The sequence below is a fragment of the Luteibacter sahnii genome (assembly GCF_034063545.1).
Lineage (GTDB): Bacteria > Pseudomonadota > Gammaproteobacteria > Xanthomonadales > Rhodanobacteraceae > Luteibacter > Luteibacter sahnii.
This window is the reverse complement of record NZ_JAQLOK010000002.1, coordinates 785,620-807,282: the sequence shown is the minus strand read 5'-3', so window position 1 is coordinate 807,282 and position 21,663 is coordinate 785,620. Positions and strand designations below refer to the sequence as shown.

The window sequence follows — 21,663 nt, the reverse complement described above, 5'->3', positions numbered from 1 at the left end:
AAACCGCCGAAATGAACTGACCCCCGGAAGTTGGGCAAGATCCCATCTTCGGGGTCAGTTCAAAAGGCGGTTTTTTTGGTTCATCGCGGAAGTGCGGGGATGCCGCATGGGTGCAGGCCGGCCGCCGGCTCGGACGCTGAGGCCCGAGCCTTCGGTGTCCATCCTCGCTGCTCGGATAGGTCCTCCGCGGTCGACAAGGACGGCCGCTGACGCGGCCCGTGTCCCTGCGTGGCCTACGGCCGCTCCCTTGTGCGGAACTCGCCTTGAGGGTGAACGCCGAAGACTCTCCCCATGACGGAGGCGGCGTGTTGTGAGAGCCCGTACGGCGCACCCCGGCGAGCCAGTGAGCGTCACGTCGCCCCGTCCGACCACGCCGGTCAGTTCGTCGCGACGTCGGATACCCGTTGTCGGGCTGGCGTTTCACAGCTCAAGCATGGCTTACGCAGCCCAGCCATCGAACGCCTTCCGCTCTCCCATCACCCGACCTCAGCGTCCGGAAGAGACCTTGGTGTCCACCCTCGAGGCGAGTTCCGCACAAGGGAGCGGCCGCAGGCCGATTAGCCCATGGGCCGCGTCAGCGGCCTTCCCTGTCGAACGCGGAGGACTGCCCGAGCAGCGGGGGTGGACACCAAGGTCTCCCCGCGACACCGCCCAGGTGCAACGCGCTCTGGCACTACAAGGTCACCACAGCACCACGACTCGCGGGTGGGCCACGTCAGTGGCCATCCCTGTCGAACGCGAAGGACTGCCCGAGCAGCGAGGGGGACACCAAGGTTTCCCTGCCAGACGCCCAGGTGCAACGCGCTCTGGCGCCACAAGGTCGCGACAGCCCCACGGCTCGCGGGATCGAACCATCCACCGGGCCATAAGATCGATCGCTGGGAGGGTCGCCGGAAATTCGTGAAAAACGTTTTTGGTGTGGCGTGGAAAACGCGTCGCATGGACGCGATGGGCGTGGCCCCTAGTCCCCGCCGCCCTTGGGTTTCTGTCGGTGCGACTCGGCTTGCACGGTGATGTACGAGGGCTCCTCGGCGTCGATGCGTAGCGCCGTGAGTTGCCCGCCCCAGACGCAGCCGGTGTCGATCGCATAGACGCCCAGCCCGGCGAAGCGGCCCAGCGCCGACCAGTGGCCGCAGACGATCTTCGTCTCGCGTCGACGCATGCCTGGCACTTCGAACCACGGATACATGCCCGGCTTCTGCGTGCCGGGCGTGCCCTTGCCTTCGAAGTCGATGCGGCCGTTGACGTCGCAATAACGCATGCGGGTGAGCGTGTTGATCGCGGCGCGATGCCGTTCCACGCCTTGCAGGCGCTGGGTCCAGCCGGGCGGTCGGTTGCCGAAAAGGTTCTTCAGCAGCCGCTGGTAGCGCGGGCCGCCGAGTTCGCGCTCGACCTCGAGGGCGGCACGCTGCGCCTGGCGAAGGGTCCAGCTCGGCGCCAGGCCGGCGTGGATCATGGTCCAGCCCAGGGTCTCGTCGTGGTGCAGCAGTTTCTGCATTCGCAGCCACTCGAGCAGCACCGGCGCGTCATCGGCGAACAGCACTTCGCGCAATTCCGGGTTTACCCGCGCCTGCGCGTCCTCACGGCGCTGACCGATGGCCAGCAGTGAGAGATCGTGGTTGCCCAGCGTGATGACGCTCTGCTCGCGCAGCGAGTGGATGAGCCTCAGGGTGGCGAGCGACTCGCCGCCACGGTTGACCAGATCGCCGCAGAACCAGAGGCGGTCGTTCGCGGGATCGAAGCGGATCTTCTCCAGCAGGCGCTGGAGTTCGGGGTAGCAACCCTGGACGTCGCCGATCGCGTAGACGGCCATCAGTCGAGTCGCTCCATGGCACCGTTGCCGGCGTGCGGGCTTTCCATAGGTTCGATCCTAGTGCAGCGTGCGTGGGATCGATAGCACGAAGGCGGGAATCTTCGCGTCGAAGTGAGTGCCGTCGTCGGCCACCATGCGGTAGCTGCCTTCCATCGTGCCGACGGAAGTCTCCAGGACGGCGCCTGACGTGTATTGATAGGTGTCGCCCGGACGCATCCACGGCTGCTCGCCGACGACGCCATCGCCGCGAACCTCTTCGACCTTGCCGTTCGCGTCGGTGATGATCCAGTGACGGGCCATCAGTTGCGCACCCGCGTCACCCGCGTTGCGCAGCGTGATCGTGTAGGCGAACACGTAGCGGTCGTCGTCGGGTTGCGACTGGTCCGGAACGAAGCGGGTTTCGACCTCCACGTCGATCGTGTAGGGAGCTTTGGAATTCATGCACCGATTGTCGGGGACGGAACGGGGGTGGGCAAGTACGACCGTGGCCGTCTTCACATGGCGTTGGCAAGGCGGACGAAATCGCCTGGCGCAAGTGTCTCGGCGCGCGCGCGAGGGTCGATGCCGAGCTCGCGGATGGTGGCCTCGTCGACGAGTCCCTTGAGCGTATTCGACAGCGTCTTTCGCCGCATCGCGAACGCGGCCTTCACGACCGCGTGAATCCGGCCGGGATCGCCGACCGGTCGCTTTTCGGGCGGTAGCGGTACCAGCCGGACCACCGCCGAATCCACCTTCGGCGGCGGACGGAACGCTCCGGGCGGCACCGTGAAGAGCGGCGTCACCGTGCACGCGAGTTGCAGCATGACGCTGAGGCGTCCGTACACCTTGCTGCCCGGCTCGGCCGCCATGCGATCGACGACTTCTTTCTGCAGCATGAAATGCATGTCCTGGATGGCCGGGGCATGCTCCACGCAATGGAAAAGAATGGGGCTGGAGATGTAGTAAGGCAGGTTGCCGGCGATGCGCAGGCGCTCGGCGCCGAGTTCGCGCGCGAGCGCCGTGAAATCGACCTTGAGTACGTCCGAGTGCACGATCCGCAACTCGCCGACGGACGCAGCGCGCGCTTGCAGGCCCGGGATGAGGTCGGTGTCCAGCTCGATGGCGGTCATCGTCTTCGCCACCGCCAGCAGCGGGAGTGTCATCGCCCCTTCGCCGGGACCGATCTCCACGACGGTGTCGCCGTCTTTCGGCGCGATGGACGACACGATGCGGTCGACATAGCGCCGCTCGTGCAGGAAGTGCTGGCCGAAGCTTTTCTTGGGACGTGCGTTCATGCGTGGTCCCCGCGCCGGGCGAGGTCGATGGCGAGGCGCGTCGCGGCGAACAGGCTCGCCGGATCGGCGCGGCCGGTGCCGGCGAGATCCAGCGCGGTGCCGTGGTCGACGGACGTGCGGATGAAGGGAAGGCCGAGCGTGACGTTGACGGTACGGTCGAATGCTTCGCTCTTGAGCACCGGCAGGGCCTGGTCGTGATACATCGCCAGCACGGCGTCGTAGCGAGGGCGCATCGCCGGTACAAAGGCGGTGTCGGCGGGCAGGGGGCCCAGCAGGTCCATCCCCTCGCCGCGCAGGCGCTCGAGCAGCGGGATGATCGTGTCGATCTCTTCGCGCCCCATGTGCCCGTGTTCGCCCGCGTGCGGGTTCAGCCCCAGCACGGCGATCCGGGGGGCGGCGATGCCGAAGCGCCGCACCAGGGCGTCGCGAACGATCCGCAGGGTGCGTTCGAGCAGGGGCGCGGTGATCGCCACGGGCACGGCCGCCAGGGCCAGGTGCGTGGTGGCGAGCGTAACGCGCAGCTCGGGACTGGCGAGCATCATCACCACGTCGGCACCGGCGCGCTCGGCGAAGAATTCGGTATGCCCGCGAAAGGGCATGCCGGCGTCGTTGATGACGGATTTCTGCACCGGACCCGTCACCATGGCGTCGAAGCGGCCCTCAAGGCAGCCATCGGCCGCCGCACCGAGCACGTCGAGCACGTGGCGCGCATTGGCGGGGTCGGGCGTGCCGGGCCGTTCGGTGGCGCCCAGCGGTACATGGCGCAGGCGGAGGCTACCTGGCGTCCGGTACGCTTGCCGGGTGCCGTCGTCCTCGAGGATCGTGAGGTGCAGGCGGCACGCGGCCGCGGCCCGCTCGAGCAAGCCGCGATCGGTGATCGCGACGAGGTCGGCGGGGAGGTCGCTCGCGGCGAGCCGGGCGAGCAGTTCGGGACCGACTCCCGCGGGCTCACCGGCGGTGACGGCGAGCCTCGGCAGGGTGGTCGCGTTCATCCGTCTTACGGCGCGGGCTGCGCCGTCGCCGGGGACTTGTCGTCCGGATCTTTCAGCTCGGGCACGCGAATATCGACGTACGAACTGGAACGCAGTTCGCGCAGATAGTTCTCGTAGGCCTCGTCGGCCTTGCGATTACCGATCGCCTGGCGAGCCTGGTCGCGCCTCAGCTGGTCGGTGAGGTCGCTCTGGCGGGTGCCGAGGCGCTGCAGCACGATCCAGCCAGCGTCGGTCTGGATGGGATGCGAGACCTCGTTGTCCTTAAGCTGATCGATGCTGTTGCCGATGGCGGCACCCCAGGCATCTTTGGCGAACCAGCCCATGTCGCCGCCGTTGTTCGCCGTGGTGTTGTCCTTGGACTCGTCCTTGGCGATCTTCGCGAAGTCTTCGTGCTTGTCGACAAGGCGGGTGTAGATGTCATCGGCCTTCTTCTCGGCCTGTTCCGGCGTGACGATTTCGGACGGCTTGATGAGGATCTGGCGAGCGTGGTATTCGGTGACGATCTGGCGGCCCGGGTCACGCGTTTCGACGAGCTTGAGGATGTGGAAACCCGTCGGGCCGCGCAGCGCCGCCGTGGTTTCGCCCGGCTTCAGCGACGACACGGCATCGGCGAACGCCGGCGGCACTTCGTCGAGGCGGCGCCAGCCGAGATCGCCGCCGTCGAGCGCGTCGGGCGCGTCGGAGAAGCGGATGGCCGCGGCGTTGAAATCCATGCCGCCCTTGATCGCCTTGATGGCGTCCTCGGCCTTGGCCTGGGCCTGGGCGATGTCGGACGCACTGCCGCCGGCCGGGGTGCTGATCTGGATGTGCGCCAGGTGCACCTCACCCGCCTTGTAGGTGGGGCTGGCCAGCAGGTTGTTGACCTCGGCGTCGGTCACGGTGACCTGGTCGCGCACCACGCTTTCGTGAAGCTTCTGGGCGATGATCTGGTCGGCCAGCTGCTGGCGGAACCCGGCATAGCTGTAGCCGTCCTGCTCCACGGCACCGCGAAGCTGGTCGAGCGACATCTTGTTCTGCTGGGCGACGTTGGCGGCCGCCTGGTCGATCTCCTGGTCGGAGACGTGGATGTTCTGATCGTTGGCGCGCTGGACCTGCAGCTTCATCAGGATGAGGCGGTCGAGCACCTGGCGGGCCAGGACGTCCTTGGGCGGCAGCTGGCCGGGGTTGGACGCGTACTGGCGCACGATGGCGTTGATGGCCTCGTCGAGTTCGCTCTGCAGGATGACGTCTTCTTCCACCACCGCGACGATGCGGTCGAGGGAGCCGTTGCTGACGCTCATGTCCTGCCCGGGCTGGGCGGACGGCAGCAGCTGGGCCTGGGCGGCCGGGACCACCGCGAGGATGGAAGCCGCGAGCAGGGAATAGGCGAGGATCTGCTTCATCGAGTAAGGATGCCCGGGGCCATTGCCCCTCTTATTGATAGCCAAGGATAGCACGGCGCAGGTAGGCGCCCGATTGCGGGTTCAAGGAGCCCAGGCCCTTGAATTCCACCTCGAACATGATGGCGTTGGCCGTGGAGCGGGTGTAGTCGTGCACGTAATGCCGGCCGAGCACACGGAACGCGACGCAGCAGCTGTCGTACTCCACGCCCACCGCCGCATCGAGGGTGCGATGCGAATAGGTGAAGGTGTTGAACGGATTGCCACCGTTGAAGCCGGCCACCGTGACCGGCAGCACGTCGCGACGGGCGAACACCCACCGCGCCAGGGCACGCCAGCGCTCGGACACCGGGTAGACCACCGAGGTGTCGAATTGTTCCATCACGTTGCGGCGGTAGCGGTACGAGAAATTGATGATGCCGTCGCCCTTGATCCGGCGCTGGATCTGCACCGTCGCCAGGTCGGTGTCACGCCCCTGGTCGAAGGGCTGGCCCTGGGGGTCGAGGTAGGGGCTGGCCTTCTTGTTCGGGTTCCACTGGTATGAACTGTTCAGGCGCCACTTGTCGTTGAACTGGATGCCCAGCTGAGCCACATAGTCGGACTTGTCGAACGTGGTCGCCGGGGTGAACGGCGAGGCCTGGACGCGCTGGTCGCTGAAATAATGGATCTGGCCGATGCTGGCCGACAGCCGCTCCACGCCGTTGTCATCGAGCAGGCGCGTGGTCAGCGCGGCGGTCAGGTTGTTGGCGTCCATCTGCCGGTCGGCGCCGGAGAAGCGGTTGGTGCTGAACAGCTGCCAGAAGTCGAACGACATTTCGCTGGTGTCGAACAGTGGCAGGTTGTTCTGGTTGCGATAGGGCACGTAGAGGTAATACAGGCGCGGCTCGAGCGTTTGTGTGTAGCCGTTGCCGAACAGGCTCGTCTGGCGATCGAAGATCAGGCCCGTATCGAGGCTGGCGATGGGCAGCGAGCGCGACGGCGTCTTCTGCGCGTAGTTGAAACGCTGGTAGTCGCTGTCGAGCTCGTAACCGGTGTAGCGGTATTCCACGCGCGGGCGCACGAACCACGATGAGCCGGAGAAATCGGCCGCCAGATAGGGCGCGATGTCGAGGCGGTTGCCGTCGACCTGGCCCGGCACGCCCGGCGACACCGGCGCGGTATCGATCTTGCGGAATGCCACGGCTTCGGTATCGAGGCCGACGTCGAGCCAGTTGTTGGCCGGCGCGTTGAAGTTGAACGTGGCACGCGGCCAGCGGCGGTACGGCACCACGTAGTTCGGCAGGCCCGCGTCGACGTTCTGGTAGTCGTCCACGCCCAGCGAGGCGCTCCAGTACTTGCCGCCCTTGGACACGTAGACGCTGGAGGAAAGCAGGCCGATGGCCGAGGAATACAAGTCGTTGCTGAAATCGCGGAAGTACTGGTTGTCCGACGCGTGGTTGATGTTCGCGCCGAGACTGAAGCCATCGCCCAGGTTGGTCGAATTGGTGATCTGCACCAGGTAGCGCTGCGTCGAACCGTCACGATCGCTCGTGCCGCTGATGTCGTCGTCCGGCCCCTTGTCGTGCGCCATGTACTCGAAATACACCCGGCCGTTCGTGCGCGGCTCGAGGTAGCGGAATTCACCGCCCAGCATGAAGCCGCGATCGGAGTAGTAGCGCGGATCGATCGTAGCGTCGTAGTTCGGCGCGAGGTTCAGGTAGTAAGGCGTGGACAGGTACGCGCCCGAGTGGCTCGACGAACCGAACGTCGGATAGAGGAAGCCCGACTTGCGCCGGTCGTCCAGCGGGAACGTGAAGTACGGCAGGTACATGAACGGCACGTTCTTGAAACGCATCGTCGCGTTGCGCGCCACGCCGACGCCGGTTTCCTTGTTGAGGTTCAGCGTTTTCGCGCGGAACTCCCACATGTGGCTACCCACGTCGCAGGTCGAGTACGAGGCCATGGTGAAGCGGCCGTGCTGCGGGTCCATCACCTTCGCGTGCGCGGCGACGCCGTTGCCGCGCGACTGCAGCAGCTGGTAGCGCACGTTGTCGGCGTCGCCCTGGTTGGGCGTGGTGGTGCCGGTCATGTGATCGGCGGAAACGAGCATGCCCGCTTCCTGGTAGCGCACGTGGCCACGCGCGTCGTAGGCCGTGGAGTCGGAGTTGTAGGTGACGTCGTCGGCGCGCATGACCTGGTCGGCGCGTTCCAGACGCACGCCACCGGTCATGTGGTAGAGGTCGGGCTCGGGGCTTTCCACCTTCACGCCGCTGGTGTTGCCGTCGTCAATGCCCGAGTGGATGTCGGTCACCGCCGTGTCGCGCAAGGTGGTGTCCTTGGTGATCCACGGCTCGTAGAAGTCGAGCATCGCGTTCGGGCGGCAGAGCGCATAGCTCAGCGGTCGCGGCGGACAGATGAACGAGCCCAGCGGGCAGGTTTCGGCGACGGCGGCGGGTGCCGTGGCGCCCGAGGCGCTGGCCGCGGTGGCGGTCACGGGAGACTGCGTGGGAGCCTGGGCGGCCCAGGCGGAGCCCGATACCACGAAGGCGATCGCGGTCGCCAGCAGGCGGCGTTTAGGCTGGATGCTGATGCGTGACGTCACGGGCGGGGGTCTTATCCGTTCAAAGGGCGCCAACTTAGCAGAATCCCCGTGCCCGCCGCACGAGGCGCCTTACGCCGGCGGACGGACCGAGCTTACCCTGCGCCGCGGGGGCGGCGCTCGTGCTGCCACAGCACTTCGCCATGGCCGCTGCGCCGGGCCAGCACGCGGGCCACCACGAAGAGCAGGTCCGAAAGCCGGTTGAGGTAGCGCTGGGCCTCGGGGCGGACGTCTTCGACCCGGCTCAGAGCGACCACCTCGCGCTCGGCGCGGCGGCAGATGGTGCGGGCGAGATGGCAGGTGGAGGCGGCCATGCCGCCGCCGGGAAGGATGAAATCCTTCAGCGGAGGGAGGTCGTCGTTGAACCGGTCGAGTACGGCCTCGAGGCGGTCGATGTCGCGCCCGTGGATCATGGCCATGCCGGGGATGCACAACTCGCCCCCGAGGTCGAACAGCTCGTGCTGCACCTGGACCAGGGCTTCGCGGACATCGTCGCCGACGCCGCCCGCCGCCAAGGTCATGCCGATCGCGCTGTTCAGTTCGTCGACGGTGCCGTACGCGGTGACGCGCAGGGAGTCTTTGCCGGTGCGGCTGCCGTCGCCCAGGCCGGTGCTGCCGTCATCGCCGGTGCGCGTGTAGATCTTGGAAAGTCGATTGCCCATGCGGCCGATTCTAGCCGGCGCGGCCCTCGACGCGGCAGGGGTTATCATCCGGACATGACGACCTCCTCCCCCATCCTCATCGCCGGTGGCGGCCTCGTCGGCGCCAGCCTGGCCATCGCCCTGGATGCCGCCGGCATCCCCGCCGTCCTGGTCGAAGCCGCCGCCCCCCGCGTGGGCGAGCAACCCAGCTACGACGAGCGCAACCTTGCCCTGGCCCGGGCGACCGTCAACGGTCTCAAGGCGATCGGCGTGTGGGATTTCGCCGCCGACCGGGCCACGCCGATCGTGCACATCCGCACCAGTCGCGCCGGCGACTTCGGCAGCGTGCGCATGGGTGCGGCCGACGAGGGCGTCGATGCCCTCGGCTGGACCCTGCCGGCCCGTGAGCTGGGCGAGGCCTTGCTCAGGCGGCTCGACCGCTGCCGCCTGCTGACCCGCATGGCGCCCGCCCGCGTCGACGCCATCGCGGCGGCGGACGGCGGATGGACGGTGACGGTGACCGGGTCGGACGGCATCGCCCGCGAGGTGTTCACGCCGCTGCTGGTCGGCGCCGACGGCACCGGCTCCGGTGTTCGCCGCCAATTGGGCATCCCGGTCCGTGAACACGACTACGGTCAGTCGCTCTTCGTCTGCACGATGACGCCCGAGCGCGATCCGCAGGGGCGCGCGTACGAGCGTTTCACCGACGCCGGCCCCGTCGCGGTACTGCCGTTGGCCGAGCGGCGCGTGGGCGTGGTGCTGACGGTGGACGCCGCACAGGCCGACACCGTCGCCACGATGGACGACGCGGCGTTCGCCGCGTTCGCCCAGGCGCGTTTCGGTTGGCGCCTGGGGCGGCTCTCCCGCCCCGGCAAGCGGTCGCCGTACCTCATTCGCCGTGTGGCCGCCGACTCGGTCGTCGGCGATCGCGCCGTGCTGGTCGGCAACGCCGCGCAGACCGTCCATCCCATCGGCGCCCAGGGCTTCAACCTCGGCCTGCGCGATGCCCTCACCCTCGCCGAACTGGTGACCGGGGCTACCGATCCGGGCGATGCCGCGCTGCTGCGGGAATACGCCCGTCGGCGCGCGCCCGATCGCGAAGGCACCATGGCCATGAGCCATGCACTCGTGCGCCTGGCTTGCCTGGAACAACCCCTGCTCGGTCCGCTGCGCTCGCTGGCGATGCTGACCCTCGATCGCGTGCCGCCCCTGCGCCATGCCCTCAGTCGCCGCGGCATGGGATTTCGTGCGCATGCCCCCCTTGCCGTTCGGGAGACAACGCCATGACCACGTCCTGGCATGAGATACCGCGCCGCCGCGGCGGCCTGCTCGATGTCGCGGTCGTCGGCGGCGGCATGGCCGGCGCCACCGCCGCGCTCGCCCTGGCGCGCGACGGCTTCGACGTCGCCCTCGTGGACACGCGTCCCCCCGCGTCCTGGTCGGCGGCGGACGACATCGACCTGCGCGTTGTCGGCCTTGCGCCGTCGTCCATCCGCCTGCTCGAGGCCATGGGCGTCTGGTCGCGCATCCGCGACGCGCGGGCCTCCGCGTACGAGCGCATGGTGGTGTGGGATGCCGAAAACGGCGCCACGATCCATTTCGACGCGGCCGACGAAGGCCGCGACGTGCTCGGCTACATCGTCGAGAACCACCTCGTGCAAGCCACCCTCTGGCAGGCGCTTGACGCCGCCGGTGTGCGCCGGGTGGTGCCGGGTGAGGTCGTGGGCTGCGAGACGCACGACGATCACGCCCGTCTCGCGCTGGCCGACGGGCAGGCCCTGTCGGCCCGGCTGGTGGTCGCCGCCGACGGGGTCGATTCGCCGTTGCGGGCGCTGGCCGGCATCGGTACCCACGGTCGCGATTACGGCCAGCGCGGCGTCGTCGCCCACGTGGAAACCACGCTGCCGCACCGGCGCACGGCCTGGCAGCGCTTCCTGCCCACCGGGCCCCTGGCGCTGCTGCCGCTGAGCGACGGGCGCTGCTCCATCGTGTGGTCCTTGCCCGACGCCGAGGCCGAGCGCGTATTGGCCCTCGACGACGACCCCTTTCGCGACGCGCTCGGTGTCGCCAGCGACTTCCGGCTCGGTCCGATCGGGGCCGTGACCCGGCGTGTCAGCTTTCCGCTGCGCCTGAAGCTGGCCGACCGCTACCAGTCCGGACGCATCGTGTTGCTGGGCGACGCCGCGCACACGGTGCACCCGCTGGCCGGCCAGGGCGTGAACCTCGGCCTGCGCGACGCCGCCGAGTTGCGCGACACGCTCGTGGCCGCCCGTGAGGCGGGCCGCGACATCGCCGCGCCGCACGTGCTGCGTCGCTACGCGCGTCGCCGGCGCAGTGCCGACGGGCTCGACGCCTGGTCGTTCGATGCGCTCGGCCGGGTCTACGCGTGGCAGGCGCCCCCGCTGGTGGCCGTGCGCGGCCTGGGCATTCGCCTGCTCGACGGCCTCGCGCCGCTCAAACGGCAACTGATGCGGCACGCTGCCGGCGGCTGAGCGGGTCGTGGCAAGCGATGGGGCGTTTCGTCTATCGGAACCGCCCCGTCGCACCTATGCTCTGCGCATCGTCCCAGGGAGTCACTCCGATGCGCCGTCCGTTGCTTGCCCTGTTCCTGCTCGTGTTCGGTTTCGCTGGCGCTACGCAGGCCGCCATGGTCGCCAAGCCGGTCCAGTGGACCGACAAGGGGGTCACGTTCAAGAGTTTCCTCGTCTACGACGACGCGGTTACCGCCCGGCGGCCGGGCCTGGTGATGGTGCCGAACTGGTTCGGCGTGAACGACATGGCCGTGGCCAAGGCCAAGGAGATCGCGGGCAAGGATTACGTGATCCTGCTCACCGACATGTACGGCGAGACCATTCGCCCGACCAACGAAAACGCCGCCATGGCGGCGGTCAAGCCGCTCTACGGCGATCGCCAGCTGATGCGCGACCGGGTCAGCCGCGCACTGGCGGAGCTGAAGGCCCAGGAAAAGACGGCGCCGATCGATCCGGCCCGACTGGCCGCGATCGGCTTCTGCTTCGGCGGCTCCAGCGTGCTCGACCTCGCCCGCGCCGGCGCCGACGTGGCGGCGGTGGTGAGCTTCCACGGACTGCTGGCGGACGACTCCCGGCTGCCGGTCACGATCCACGCCCGCGTGCTGGCGCTCAACGGCGCTGACGACCAGAACGTGCCGCCCGCGCAGCGCGAGGCGTTCGAGAAGGAGATGGACGGCGCGAAAGCCGATTGGGCGTCGGTCGATTTCGGTGGCGCGGTGCATTGCTTCACCGAGAAGGAGGCCACCACGCCCACCGGTAATTGCCGCTACGACGGCAAGGTGGCCAAGCGCGCCTATGCGTCGATGCGCGCGTGGCTGAACGAGGCATTCGCGGCCAAGGGCTGAGCCGGCGCGGGCAGCCCCCTGTAGGCGCTGGCCTGCCGGCGACGCCGACGAAGCGGTGCGCTAGAACCGCCGCTCCACCGCGTAATCGGCCAACGCCAGCAACGCGTCGCGATGCGCCGACGGCGCCAGCGCCGCCAGCGCGTCGCGCGCCGCCACCGCGTGGGCCGTGGCCTTGGCGTGGGTGCGCTCCAGCGCGCCCGAATCGCGGATCGAGGCGACGATCCGGTCCAGCGAATCCAGGCCGCCGTGTTCGATGGCGTGGCGCAACGACGCCAGCTGCTCGGCGTCGGCCGACTGCATCGCATAGATCAGGGGCAGGGTGGGCTTGCCCTCGGCCAGGTCGTCGCCGATGTTCTTGCCCAGGGTTTCCGCGTCCGAGACGTAGTCGAGCAGGTCGTCGGCGATCTGGAACGCGTAGCCCAGCTCCATGCCATAGCGCCGCAGTGCCGCCGTCTGGGTGTCGTCCAGGCCGCCCAGCACGCCGCCCAGTTCGGTGGCGGCGGCGAACAGCACCGCCGTCTTGCGCTCGATCACCGCCAGATAAGCTGCCTCGTCGACGTCGGCGTTGCCGATGTTCAGCAGCTGCAGCACCTCGCCCTCGGCGATGGTGTTGGTCGTGTCGGCGAGGATGCGCATGATGCGCATGTCGTCGAGCTCCACCATGAGCTGGAACGAACGCGAATAGAGGAAGTCGCCCACCAGCACGCTGGCGGCGTTGCCCCACAGCGCGTTGGCCGTCTTGCGACCACGGCGCATGTCCGATTCGTCCACCACGTCGTCGTGGAGCAGGGTGGAGGTATGGATGAACTCGATGATCGCGGCGAGCTTGGCGTGTTCCTTGCCGGCATAGCCGGCGGCGCCGGCCGCGAGCACGTGCAGCATCGGGCGCAGGCGCTTGCCGCCGCCAGCGATGATGTGGTCGGCGATGCGATTGATCAGCACCACGTCGGAGGCCAGGCGGCTGCGGATCAGCGCATCGACCTGGGCCATGTCATCGGCGGCGAGGGCGCGAACGCCGGCGAAATCGAGCGGGGTCTGGCTTTCGGCGATGGAGTGCATGGGGCCTTGGGATGGGAGACTCGGCGGATCGATCTGCATTATAGGGGTAGCCGGTTGGGGGAGCGTTCATGGGACCCGCCCCGGCAGGGTGCCGCCCTCCCCGTGACGACGGCGGGAGCCGGTTCGTCGACCTTGGGTGTTTACGGCAGGAGCCCCATCACCGAAACTAGCCGGTCCGACCCCGCCCCGCGGCACCTCGCTGCCGATACCATCGGGCGACGGCGCCGCCGGCCCCGCGGGCGGTCCAAGACACGCATCACGAGGGAATTCCATGGCACGCGGCATCAACAAGGTCATCATCGTCGGCAATCTCGGCGCGGATCCGGAAACCCGCTACACCGGCAGCGGCACGGCGATCACGTCCTTGCGCATCGCCACCTCCGAGGCCTGGACCGACAAGCAGTCCGGCGAAAAGCAGGAGCGCACTGAATGGCACCGCGTGAAGCTGTTCGGCAAGCTCGCCGAAATCGCGGGCGAATACCTGAAGAAAGGCCGCCAGGTCTACATCGAAGGGTCCCTGCGCACCGATAAGTACACCGACAAGGACGGCGTCGAACGCTACAGCACCGACATCATCGCCAACGAGATGCAGATGCTCGGCGGCCAGGGCGGCGGCGAAGGCGGCGGTTTCGGCGGCGGGCAGGGCGGCGGTCGCCCCCAGGCGTCGCGCGGCAACGCGGGCGGCGGCCAGGGCGGCGGTGGCGGCAACTGGGGCGGCGGCGGTGGCCAGCAGCGCGGCGGCGGCAACTTCGGCGGCGGCTCGCGCGGTGGCGACGATTACGGCCAGCAGCGTGGCGGCGGCGCGCCGCAGCGCTCGGCACCGCCGGTCAACGAAGGCTTCGACGACGACGATATTCCGTTCTGACGACGGCCTCGCCCGCGAGACACCCAAGGCGCCCCGCCATGCGGGGCTTCTTTTTGACCGCGCGCCGGTTGACGGCGGCAAACCCAGTCAAGACAATGCCCGCGCCTCGCGCCGCTGCGTGCGAGCCACGCTGTCCAACCACACGAAGGCCTATGGACGTTTACCCCAGTAGCCACGCCGGTTCCCGGATGCATCGGGCATCGGTCGTGCGACATCATCGGGCGTTTACCGGCGACCGCGCCGGGCCGGCTGGCGCTTTCCGCTCCTGAGGAAACCCGGCCCCTCCTCGCGGCCGTCGCGGACGCCGTCACCAGGAGATGGGCTGTGAAGCTCTTTCGTTATCGTTCGGCCCGGAGCGCGTCATGACCGGCGTGTTCAGCCTCCTCGATCTTTTCGGTTACGTGGCCCTGCTGCTGTGGGGCACGCACATGGTGACCAGCGGCGTGCTGCGCGGTTACGGCAGCGCGCTGCGCCGCTGGCTCGGCCGCTACCTCGCCCACCGTCCCGCCGCGTTCGCCTTCGGCGTCTGCATCACGGCGCTGTTGCAGAGCAGTACGGCGACCGGCCTGATGGCCACCTCGTTCGCCGCCAACGGCTTCCTCGGCCTCGCGCCGGGACTGGCGGTGATGCTCGGCGCCAACGTCGGCACGACGCTCATCGTGCAGGTGATGTCGTTCGACATCTCGGTCGTGGCACCGGTGCTGATCCTGCTGGGCTTCGCCGTGCATCGCCGCACCGACGACGCTCGCTACGAAAACCTCGGCCGCGTCGCCATCGGCCTGGGCCTGATGCTGCTCTCGCTGCACCTGCTCGTCGGCACGCTCGCGCCGGTGGAGAATGCGGCCTTCCTGCGGGTGATCGCGCAGAGCCTTGCGTCCGAGCCGGTGCTGGCGATGGGCGTGGCCGCGCTGCTGACGTGGATGTTCCATTCCAGCGTCGCCATGGTGCTGCTGGTCGCCTCGCTCGCCCACGCCGGCGTGGTGGATGCGCCCGGTGCACTCGCCCTCGTGCTGGGCGCCAATCTCGGCGGCACGCTGCCGGCGCTGGTCGAGGCGGACACGCCGGTGGCCCGTCGCCTGCCGCTGGGTAACCTGATCGTACGCGGGGTCGGCTGCGTGCTGTGCCTGCCGTTGCTCCATCCCATCGCCCAGCTGCTCGCACCGCTGGGCGACTCCGCCGCTCGCGTCGCCGTCAATTTCCATACCGCGTTCAACCTCGCGCTCGCGGTGATCTTCCTGCTGCCGGTGGAACGGATGGCCGCGCTGCTGGTACGCCTGCTGCCGGACCCGCCGCGGCCGGATGACCCGGGCGTGCCGCAGTACCTCGACGCGGGCGCGCTGGATTCGGCCAACGTGGCGTTGGCGAACGCGACCCGCGAGGCGATGCGCATGGCCGATATGGTCGAAGGCATGCTCAAGGGCGTGGTCGAGGTGTTCGGCAAGGACGACCGCTCGCGCGCCGCGGCGATCGGGCGCATGGACCCCTGGCTCGACCGCCTGGGCATGGCCATCCGCGACTACCTTACCGATCTCGGCGGCGAAGCGCTCAACGAGGAAGACGCGCGGCGCAGCCAGGACATCCTCGCCTTCGTGATCAACATCGAGCACATCGGCGACATCACGGCCAACAACCTGATGGAGTTCGCGGCGAAGAAAGCCCAGCGCGGCCAGGATTTCAGCGCCGACGACATTCAGGACCTCGCCCTGATGCACGGCCAGGTGATGGAAAGCCTGCGCCTGGGCTTTGCCGTGTTCATGCACGGTGACCTGCGCGCGGCGCAACGCCTTCTGTCGCGCAAGGAGGCGATCTGGCGGCTGGAGAATGAGGCCGCCGACCGCCACCTGCGCGCCCTGCGCGAGCATCGCGACGCCAACGCCGGCGGCGATGTCTACCTGCGCATCCTGCGCGACCTCAAGCGCATCCACTCGCACGTCGCCGCGTTCACCTACCTGCCGCTGGAGCGGGCGGGGATGTTGCAGGATCGACTGGTTCGCTAGTCGTCCGGGCATCCCGCACGAAATCGACGAACGCGCGCAGTGGCGAGGGCAGGTGCCGCCGGCCGGGGTAATACAGGAAGGGCCCGTTGAAGGCCTGCCACCACGGCTGCAGCACGGGCACCAGCGTCCCGTCGTCGAAGTACGGCTGCAGCCAGTCTTCGAAGAGGTGCACGATGCCCAGGCCGCCGACGGCGGCCTGCACCGCCAGGTCAGACGCCGATCCGGGGCGAACGAGCAACGGCCCGGTCGGGTCCACGCGGACGACCTCGCCCTCGCGCTCGTATTCCCACGGCGGCTTCGCGCCGCCGGCGAACTGCACGCGCAGGCACGCATGGTCGAGAAGGTCGCCGGGGTGGATCGGCATGCCGCGCCTGGCGAGATAGGACGGGGCGGCGGCGGTCACCAGGCGTTGCGAGCGCGGGCCGATCGGCAGCGCGACCATGTCCTGCTCGAGGCGCTCGTCGTAACGGATGCCCGCGTCGCAGCCCGAGGCGACGAGGTCGACGAAGCTGTCTTCGGTGACGACCTCCACCCGGACGTCGGGGTAGGCCGCCAGGAAGGCCACGAGGATCGGTGCGAGGACCGTGCGGGCGACGTTGGCCGGCACATTGAGGCGCAGGGTGCCCGTCGGTCGGTCGCGGTAGGCGTTCACCACGTCCAGCGCGGCCGCCATCTCGCCCAGCGCGGGCGCGAGGCGTTCGGCGAGGCGAGCGCCAACCTCGGTCGGTGCCACGCTGCGGGTCGTGCGGTTGAGCAGGCGTACGCCGAGGCGCGTCTCGAGCCGCCTCACCGCGTCGCTCAGACGCGACGCGGAGGCGTCGTTGGCGCGCGCCGCCTCGCGGAAGCCGCCCGCGCGCACCACGGCGACGAAGGCGATGAGATCGTGCGGATCGGCGTCCATTGTTCGGTATCCCGTACAGCCCGTGCCGATTCGAGCGGATTATCGGGCACCCGGTCAATCCCTATGCTTCCCACACCCTCTGACGGAGAAGCAACATGAGCCCTTCCGATACGTTCGTCCTCGGCGACCGCCGCGTCCGTCGCATGGGCTACGGCGCCATGCAACTGGCCGGACCCCAGGTGTTCGGCCCGCCGAAGGATCGCGCGGCTGCCGTGGCCGTGCTGCGCGAAGCGGTGGCCTCGGGCGTCGACCACATCGACACCAGCGACTTCTACGGGCCGCACGTCACCAACCAGATCATTCGCGAGGCGCTGGCGCCGTATCCCCGTGAGCTCACCCTGGTGACCAAGGTCGGGGCGGTGCGTGGCGACGACGCGTCGTGGAACGTGGCGGCGCGCCCCGACGCGTTGCGCCGCGCCGTCGAGGACAACCTGCGCCATCTTGGCGTCGACGTACTCGAGGTGGTGAACTTCCGCGAGATGGGCGACGTGCACGCACCGAAGGAAGGCTCCATTGCCGAGGCCTTCGGCACGCTCGCCCGGTTGCGCGAGGAGGGCAAGATCCGCCACCTCGGCCTGAGCAACGTCACGCTGGCGCAGGTCCGCGAAGCGCAGGACATCGCGCCGGTGGTCTGCGTGCAGAACCAGTACAACCTCGTGCAGCGCGACGACGACGCGCTGGTCGACACGCTGCGCGACATGGGCATCGCCTACGTGCCGTTCTTTCCGCTGGGTGGCTTTTCGCCGCTGCAGTCGGAGGCGCTTTCGGCCGTCGCGGCAAGGCTGGAGGCAACGCCGATGCAGGTCGCGCTGGCCTGGTTGCTACACCGCTCGCCGAACATCCTGCTGATTCCCGGCACCTCGTCGTTGGGTCACCTTCGCGAAAACCTCGCCGCGGCCAACCTCGCGCTCGACGAGGCGGTGAGGCGCGAACTGGACGCGATCGGCACCCGTTCCTGAGGGGCGCTGCCGATGACGCCACCGCCACGCAAGACCGCTTTGCATGGCGGTGGGTGTCGCATGAGGCGGCCGACCGATACAGTCCGTCGATGCATCGTCCGACCGCCACACCCTGGCTTCCCGCCCTCGCCCTGCTCGGCTCGATCACTGCGCTGTGCATCGGCACGTCGTTCGCGAAGCGGTTGTTTCCCCTCGTCGGCGCCGAAGGCACGTCGGCCCTTCGCGTGGGGTTTTCCGCCCTGGTGCTGCTCGCGCTCTGGCGGCCGTGGCGCTGGCCGTTGAGCCATCGCGACGCCGGCCACGTCATCCGCTACGGGCTCACCCTCGGCGTGATGAACCTGCTCTTCTACATGGCGTTGCGGACGATCCCTTTCGGTATCGCGGTGGCCATCGAGTTCAGCGGCCCCCTCGCCGTGGCGATGCTCGCGTCGCGCCGCGCGGTGGATGCCGTCTGGCTGGCCCTGGCCGTCGCGGGCCTCGTGATGCTGTTGCCGCTGGCCGCCGACGCGGCGCTCGACCGCACGGGCGTGCTGCTCGCGCTGGGTGCCGCCGTGTGCTGGGCGCTCTACATCCTGTTCGGCAAGCGGGCGGGCCATCTCCATGCCGGGCATGCCGTGTCGCTCGGGCTCGTCGCCGCGAGCGTGGTCGTGGTGCCGGTCGGGGTCGCCCACGCCGGCATGGCGTTGCTCGATCCGCGGGTGTTGCTGGCCGGCCTGGGCGTGGCCGTGGTGAGCAGCGCCTTGCCCATGTCCCTGGAGATGATGGCGCTCAAGCGCCTGCCGAGCGAAACCTTCGGCATCATGGTGAGCCTGGAACCGGCGGTGGCCTCGTTGCTCGCGCTGATCGTGCTCGGCGAGCGACTGGCGCCCTCCCAATGGCTGGCCATCGGCTTCATCGTGGCGGCCTCGGTCGGCAGCACGGTGACCGCCCGTCCTTCGCGTCCGCCCGGGGCAGACGCCCTTGGATAGACCGCGTCTGGCGCGGCCGGGGGTTTCTTGGCAACCAGGACGTGGCGAGTCTCATGACGATCTCATGGCGCTTACGTACCCCGGCCGGGGCCGTGAACCGCGCCTGTACGCGATTCGCCGCATCCGCCACGGCGGTCAACCTCGCACACGGGTCGGGTGTTTTTCACACGGGCGGCGCGGGTATCGCCTCTGCAGCGCCGGTACACGGGCCCGATCCTTGGCATGGCGGGGTATGAATTGCAACTTTTAAATGACAAAATAATCCGCGGGCCGCGTGCGCGACGGCGCGATTCCTCAGAAAATGTGCAGGAACGTGTCTTGCCCATTGGCCGGGCCCGCTTCACCGCTGTTTTGTCCTCCGCGTGACCGTCTCCGATGGACGCGCCCAGGGGTGTTACATTGATCCGCCGTCAGGCGCGGCGATTACGCCGTGGAAGGGTCTCGTCGTTTCGACGGGGTTCCGACGTCGCGCCTGCCTTCATACATAACAAATGAGGAGTCTCCCATCATGAAGCTCGCTTCGATCACCGTCCTTGCCTTCGCCGCCGCCGCCATGCTTTCGGGCTGCAACAAGAGCGACGATTCGGCCAACGCCCCGGCCGCCGCCTCCACCGCTCCGGCCGCCGCCTCGACCGCCGCCGCCGCCGCTCCGGTCGACACCACCCCGGCCGCCGCCTCGACCGCCGCTCCGGCTGCCGCCGGCACGGCTGCTCCGGCTGCCGCTTCGACCGCCGCCCAGCAGTAATCGCTTCATCCCAAGCCCGCCGCGCCCCCGGGTGCGGCGGGCTTTTTCATGCCTGCGGGCATGACCGATGGCCTAGGTGGCGCCGCGCGGGATAGGGCAGGCTGGGAGGGTTTTCTCTCCCTCAGGAAGGTCACCATGCCGGTTTCCCGCCGCCCCATGCTCGTTTCGCTCGCGCTTTCGCTGGCGATCGCCTCGTCCTTCGCCGCCGCGCAGACGGCGCCGATGACGCCGGACATCCCGGCGCGCTTCGACGCGCCGACCACGGCCAACGATTACGTCAAGCGTACCGTCGAGATCCCGATGCGCGACGGCGTCACGCTGCATACCGTCATCGTGGTGCCCAAGGGCGCAAAGCACGCGCCCATCCTGCTCACCCGCACGCCGTACAACGCCGATGCCCGCGCGGCACGCAGCGACGCGGCCCGCATGCGCGACGAGCTGCCCGAAGGCGACGAGGTCTTCGTCGACGCCGGCTACATCCGCGTGTTCCAGGACGTCCGCGGCAAGTACGGTTCGCAGGGCGATTACGTCATGACCCGCCCGCTGCGCGGTCCACTCAACGACACCAAGGTCGACCATTCTACCGACGCCTACGACACGATCGACTGGCTGGTGAAGAACGTGCCCGAATCCAACGGCAAGGTCGGCATGATCGGTTCGTCGTACGAAGGCTTCACCGTGGTCATGGCGCTGGTCAACCCGCATCCGGCGCTCAAGGTGGCCGCGCCCGAAAGCCCGATGGTGGATGGCTGGATGGGCGACGACTGGTTCCACTACGGGGCCTTCCGCCAGACCAACTTCGACTACATCGCCGGCCAGAACGCCAAACGAGGCAAGGGCGAGGCGATCACCCGCGAAGGCTACGACGATTACGCCAACTTCCTGCGCGCCGGCTCCGCCGCCGACTACGCGCGGGCGGCGGGGCTCGACCAGCTTCCGTTCTGGCGCAAGATCACCGAGCACCCCGCGTACGACGGGTTCTGGGAAGGACAGGCGCTCGACCGCGAGATGGCAAGGCAACCGCTGAAGGTGCCGACGATGTGGATCCAGGGCCTGTGGGACCAGGAAGACATGTGGGGTGCGATCCACAGCTACGAGGCGATGGAGCCGAAGGACCGGCACAACGACATGAACTACCTGGTGATGGGCCCGTGGCGGCACAGCCAGGTGAACTACAACGCGTCGTCGCTGGGTGCGCTGAACTGGAATGGCGACACGGCGTTGCAGTTCCGGCGCGACGTGCTGCTCCCGTTCTTCAACCAGTACCTCGTCGACGGCGCGCCCAAGGCGGACACGCCGCCGGTGTTCATCTACGACACGGGCGCCGACCGCTGGGACCGCTTCACCGCGTGGCCCCAGGCCAAAGCGACCCGTCCGCTCTACCTCGAGGCGAACGGCGGGCTGTCGTTCGACGCGCCCACCGACGGTGCGTCGACGTACGACGCTTACGTGTCCGATCCGGCCAAGCCGGTGCCTTACGTGCCGCGCCCGGTACATTTCGCCGACCGCCAGTCGTGGACGACGTGGCTGGTGCAGGACCAGCGTTTCGTCGATGGGCGGCCTGACGTGCTCACCTACGTTTCCGAGCCGCTCAAGGCACCGTTGCGCGTGGCCGGTGCGCCCCAGGTGAACCTTTTCGCGTCCACGAGCGGTACGGACAGCGACTGGGTGGTGAAACTGATCGACGTGTACCCCGATACGGATGCGTCGGCGCCGACCATGGGTGGCTATGAACTCAGCGTCTCGATGGATATCTTCCGCGGCCGCTATCGGGAGAGTTTTTCCACGCCCAAAGCCCTCACGCCCAACACGCCGTTGGCCTACCGCTTTGGCCTGCCGACAGTGAACCATACGTTCCAGCCCGGGCATCGGGTGATGGTGCAGGTGCAGTCGTCGTGGTTCCCGCTCTACGATCGCAATCCGCAAACGTTCGTGCCGAACATCTTCTTCGCGAAGCCGGGCGATTACGTCAAGGCGACGCAGCAGGTGTGGCATACCCCGGGGATGGCGAGTGCGATCGAGTTGCCGGTGGTGGAAGGGAAGTAGCGCCACGGCGCTCACCTTGTCGCTTTGCGAGGCGCTCGCGCAAGCCGTGTATCCGGGCGCGGTGCGACGC

18 protein-coding genes are annotated in these 21,663 nt (G+C 68.5%); 9 read left to right on the top strand and 9 right to left on the bottom strand.

Annotated features, from left to right (window positions below):
• Window positions 1–961: 961 nt before the first annotated feature.
• From PI246_RS08995 to PI246_RS08965, 7 genes are all read right to left on the bottom strand, one after another.
• Window positions 962–1,813: a symmetrical bis(5'-nucleosyl)-tetraphosphatase gene (locus tag PI246_RS08995; protein ID WP_320550924.1), complete on the bottom strand. Its 852-nt coding sequence runs from the start codon at window positions 1,811–1,813 to the stop codon at window positions 962–964.
• Window positions 1,814–1,870: 57 nt separating this feature from the next.
• Window positions 1,871–2,254, bottom strand: coding sequence for a Co2+/Mg2+ efflux protein ApaG (gene apaG, locus PI246_RS08990; protein ID WP_320550923.1), 384 nt, complete (start codon window positions 2,252–2,254; stop codon window positions 1,871–1,873).
• A gap of 53 nt (window positions 2,255–2,307) precedes the next feature.
• The gene (gene rsmA / locus PI246_RS08985) at window positions 2,308–3,087 is read right to left on the bottom strand and encodes a 16S rRNA (adenine(1518)-N(6)/adenine(1519)-N(6))-dimethyltransferase RsmA (protein ID WP_320550922.1); all 780 of its coding nucleotides are present in this window, start codon (window positions 3,085–3,087) and stop codon (window positions 2,308–2,310) included.
• On the bottom strand, window positions 3,084–4,079 hold the full coding sequence (gene pdxA, locus PI246_RS08980; protein ID WP_320550921.1) for a 4-hydroxythreonine-4-phosphate dehydrogenase PdxA: 996 nt from the start codon (window positions 4,077–4,079) through the stop codon (window positions 3,084–3,086). The genes rsmA and pdxA overlap by 4 nt, the downstream gene beginning before the upstream one ends.
• 5 nt (window positions 4,080–4,084) lie before the next feature.
• Window positions 4,085–5,461: a peptidylprolyl isomerase gene (locus PI246_RS08975; protein ID WP_320550920.1), complete on the bottom strand. Its 1,377-nt coding sequence runs from the start codon at window positions 5,459–5,461 to the stop codon at window positions 4,085–4,087.
• 31 nt (window positions 5,462–5,492) lie between these two features.
• On the bottom strand, window positions 5,493–8,039 hold the full coding sequence (locus tag PI246_RS08970; RefSeq protein WP_320550919.1) for an LPS-assembly protein LptD: 2,547 nt from the start codon (window positions 8,037–8,039) through the stop codon (window positions 5,493–5,495).
• Window positions 8,040–8,131: 92 nt separating this feature from the next.
• Entirely contained in the window at window positions 8,132–8,698 is a 567-nt protein-coding gene (locus tag PI246_RS08965; RefSeq protein WP_320550918.1) for a cob(I)yrinic acid a,c-diamide adenosyltransferase, read from the bottom strand.
• Between the two features lie 54 nt (window positions 8,699–8,752).
• On the opposite strand from PI246_RS08965, the gene ubiH reads away from it, so the two are divergent.
• The 3 genes from ubiH to PI246_RS08950 all read left to right on the top strand — a co-directional run bounded on the left by ubiH (window position 8,753) and on the right by PI246_RS08950 (window position 12,053).
• Complete coding sequence (gene ubiH / locus PI246_RS08960; protein ID WP_320550917.1) at window positions 8,753–9,964, top strand: 2-octaprenyl-6-methoxyphenyl hydroxylase; 1,212 nt, start codon at window positions 8,753–8,755, stop codon at window positions 9,962–9,964.
• Complete coding sequence (locus tag PI246_RS08955) at window positions 9,961–11,169, top strand: UbiH/UbiF/VisC/COQ6 family ubiquinone biosynthesis hydroxylase (protein ID WP_320550916.1); 1,209 nt, start codon at window positions 9,961–9,963, stop codon at window positions 11,167–11,169. Before ubiH ends, PI246_RS08955 begins: the two co-directional genes overlap by 4 nt.
• Window positions 11,170–11,258: 89 nt before the next feature.
• Window positions 11,259–12,053, top strand: a complete 795-nt coding sequence (locus PI246_RS08950; RefSeq protein ID WP_320550915.1) for a dienelactone hydrolase family protein — start codon at window positions 11,259–11,261, stop codon at window positions 12,051–12,053.
• Window positions 12,054–12,113: 60 nt separating this feature from the next.
• Here the strand turns inward: PI246_RS08950 and PI246_RS08945 are convergent, their stop codons facing one another.
• The gene (locus PI246_RS08945; protein WP_320550914.1) at window positions 12,114–13,112 is read right to left on the bottom strand and encodes a polyprenyl synthetase family protein; all 999 of its coding nucleotides are present in this window, start codon (window positions 13,110–13,112) and stop codon (window positions 12,114–12,116) included.
• Window positions 13,113–13,383: 271 nt separating this feature from the next.
• On the opposite strand from PI246_RS08945, the gene ssb reads away from it, so the two are divergent.
• Window positions 13,384–13,977 (top strand): single-stranded DNA-binding protein, encoded by a 594-nt coding sequence (gene ssb, locus PI246_RS08940; RefSeq protein ID WP_320550913.1) that lies wholly within the window; start codon window positions 13,384–13,386, stop codon window positions 13,975–13,977.
• Window positions 13,978–14,339: 362 nt separating this feature from the next.
• Window positions 14,340–15,974 carry a Na/Pi cotransporter family protein gene (locus tag PI246_RS08935; RefSeq protein WP_320550912.1) on the top strand — a complete coding sequence of 545 codons (1,635 nt, stop codon included), beginning with the start codon at window positions 14,340–14,342 and terminating at the stop codon, window positions 15,972–15,974.
• Here the strand turns inward: PI246_RS08935 and PI246_RS08930 are convergent.
• Window positions 15,919–16,875 (bottom strand): LysR family transcriptional regulator, encoded by a 957-nt coding sequence (locus PI246_RS08930; protein WP_320550911.1) that lies wholly within the window; start codon window positions 16,873–16,875, stop codon window positions 15,919–15,921. The genes PI246_RS08935 and PI246_RS08930 overlap by 56 nt on opposite strands.
• A gap of 95 nt (window positions 16,876–16,970) precedes the next feature.
• Here PI246_RS08930 and PI246_RS08925 point away from each other — a divergent pair, with 95 nt between their 5' ends.
• The 4 genes from PI246_RS08925 (at window position 16,971) to PI246_RS08910 (ending at window position 21,593) form a co-directional block, all read left to right on the top strand.
• Window positions 16,971–17,834 (top strand): aldo/keto reductase family oxidoreductase, encoded by an 864-nt coding sequence (locus PI246_RS08925; protein WP_320550910.1) that lies wholly within the window; start codon window positions 16,971–16,973, stop codon window positions 17,832–17,834.
• Between the two features lie 89 nt (window positions 17,835–17,923).
• Entirely contained in the window at window positions 17,924–18,802 is an 879-nt protein-coding gene (locus tag PI246_RS08920; RefSeq protein WP_320550909.1) for an EamA family transporter, read from the top strand.
• 508 nt (window positions 18,803–19,310) lie between these two features.
• On the top strand, window positions 19,311–19,547 hold the full coding sequence (locus PI246_RS08915) for a hypothetical protein (RefSeq protein WP_320550908.1): 237 nt from the start codon (window positions 19,311–19,313) through the stop codon (window positions 19,545–19,547).
• A 135-nt stretch (window positions 19,548–19,682) separates the two neighbouring features.
• Window positions 19,683–21,593 carry a CocE/NonD family hydrolase gene (locus tag PI246_RS08910; RefSeq protein WP_320550907.1) on the top strand — a complete coding sequence of 637 codons (1,911 nt, stop codon included), beginning with the start codon at window positions 19,683–19,685 and terminating at the stop codon, window positions 21,591–21,593.
• The last annotated feature ends 70 nt before the right edge of the window (window positions 21,594–21,663 follow it).

Bases quoted from the DNA above. Each gene is read 5' to 3' on its own strand.
- PI246_RS08995 (WP_320550924.1), bottom strand. From the start codon at position 1,813: ATGGCCGTCTACGCGATCGGCGACGTCCAGGGTTGCTACCCCGAACTC.
- apaG (WP_320550923.1), bottom strand. From the start codon at position 2,254: ATGAATTCCAAAGCTCCCTACACGATCGACGTGGAGGTCGAAACCCGC.
- rsmA (WP_320550922.1), bottom strand. From the start codon at position 3,087: ATGAACGCACGTCCCAAGAAAAGCTTCGGCCAGCACTTCCTGCACGAG.
- pdxA (WP_320550921.1), bottom strand. From the start codon at position 4,079: ATGAACGCGACCACCCTGCCGAGGCTCGCCGTCACCGCCGGTGAGCCC.
- PI246_RS08975 (WP_320550920.1), bottom strand. From the start codon at position 5,461: ATGAAGCAGATCCTCGCCTATTCCCTGCTCGCGGCTTCCATCCTCGCG.
- PI246_RS08965 (WP_320550918.1), bottom strand. From the start codon at position 8,698: ATGGGCAATCGACTTTCCAAGATCTACACGCGCACCGGCGATGACGGC.
- ubiH (WP_320550917.1), top strand. From the start codon at position 8,753: ATGACGACCTCCTCCCCCATCCTCATCGCCGGTGGCGGCCTCGTCGGC.
- PI246_RS08955 (WP_320550916.1), top strand. From the start codon at position 9,961: ATGACCACGTCCTGGCATGAGATACCGCGCCGCCGCGGCGGCCTGCTC.
- PI246_RS08950 (WP_320550915.1), top strand. From the start codon at position 11,259: ATGCGCCGTCCGTTGCTTGCCCTGTTCCTGCTCGTGTTCGGTTTCGCT.
- PI246_RS08945 (WP_320550914.1), bottom strand. From the start codon at position 13,112: ATGCACTCCATCGCCGAAAGCCAGACCCCGCTCGATTTCGCCGGCGTT.
- ssb (WP_320550913.1), top strand. From the start codon at position 13,384: ATGGCACGCGGCATCAACAAGGTCATCATCGTCGGCAATCTCGGCGCG.
- PI246_RS08935 (WP_320550912.1), top strand. From the start codon at position 14,340: ATGACCGGCGTGTTCAGCCTCCTCGATCTTTTCGGTTACGTGGCCCTG.
- PI246_RS08930 (WP_320550911.1), bottom strand. From the start codon at position 16,875: ATGGACGCCGATCCGCACGATCTCATCGCCTTCGTCGCCGTGGTGCGC.
- PI246_RS08925 (WP_320550910.1), top strand. From the start codon at position 16,971: ATGAGCCCTTCCGATACGTTCGTCCTCGGCGACCGCCGCGTCCGTCGC.
- PI246_RS08920 (WP_320550909.1), top strand. From the start codon at position 17,924: ATGCATCGTCCGACCGCCACACCCTGGCTTCCCGCCCTCGCCCTGCTC.
- PI246_RS08915 (WP_320550908.1), top strand. From the start codon at position 19,311: ATGAAGCTCGCTTCGATCACCGTCCTTGCCTTCGCCGCCGCCGCCATG.
- PI246_RS08910 (WP_320550907.1), top strand. From the start codon at position 19,683: ATGCCGGTTTCCCGCCGCCCCATGCTCGTTTCGCTCGCGCTTTCGCTG.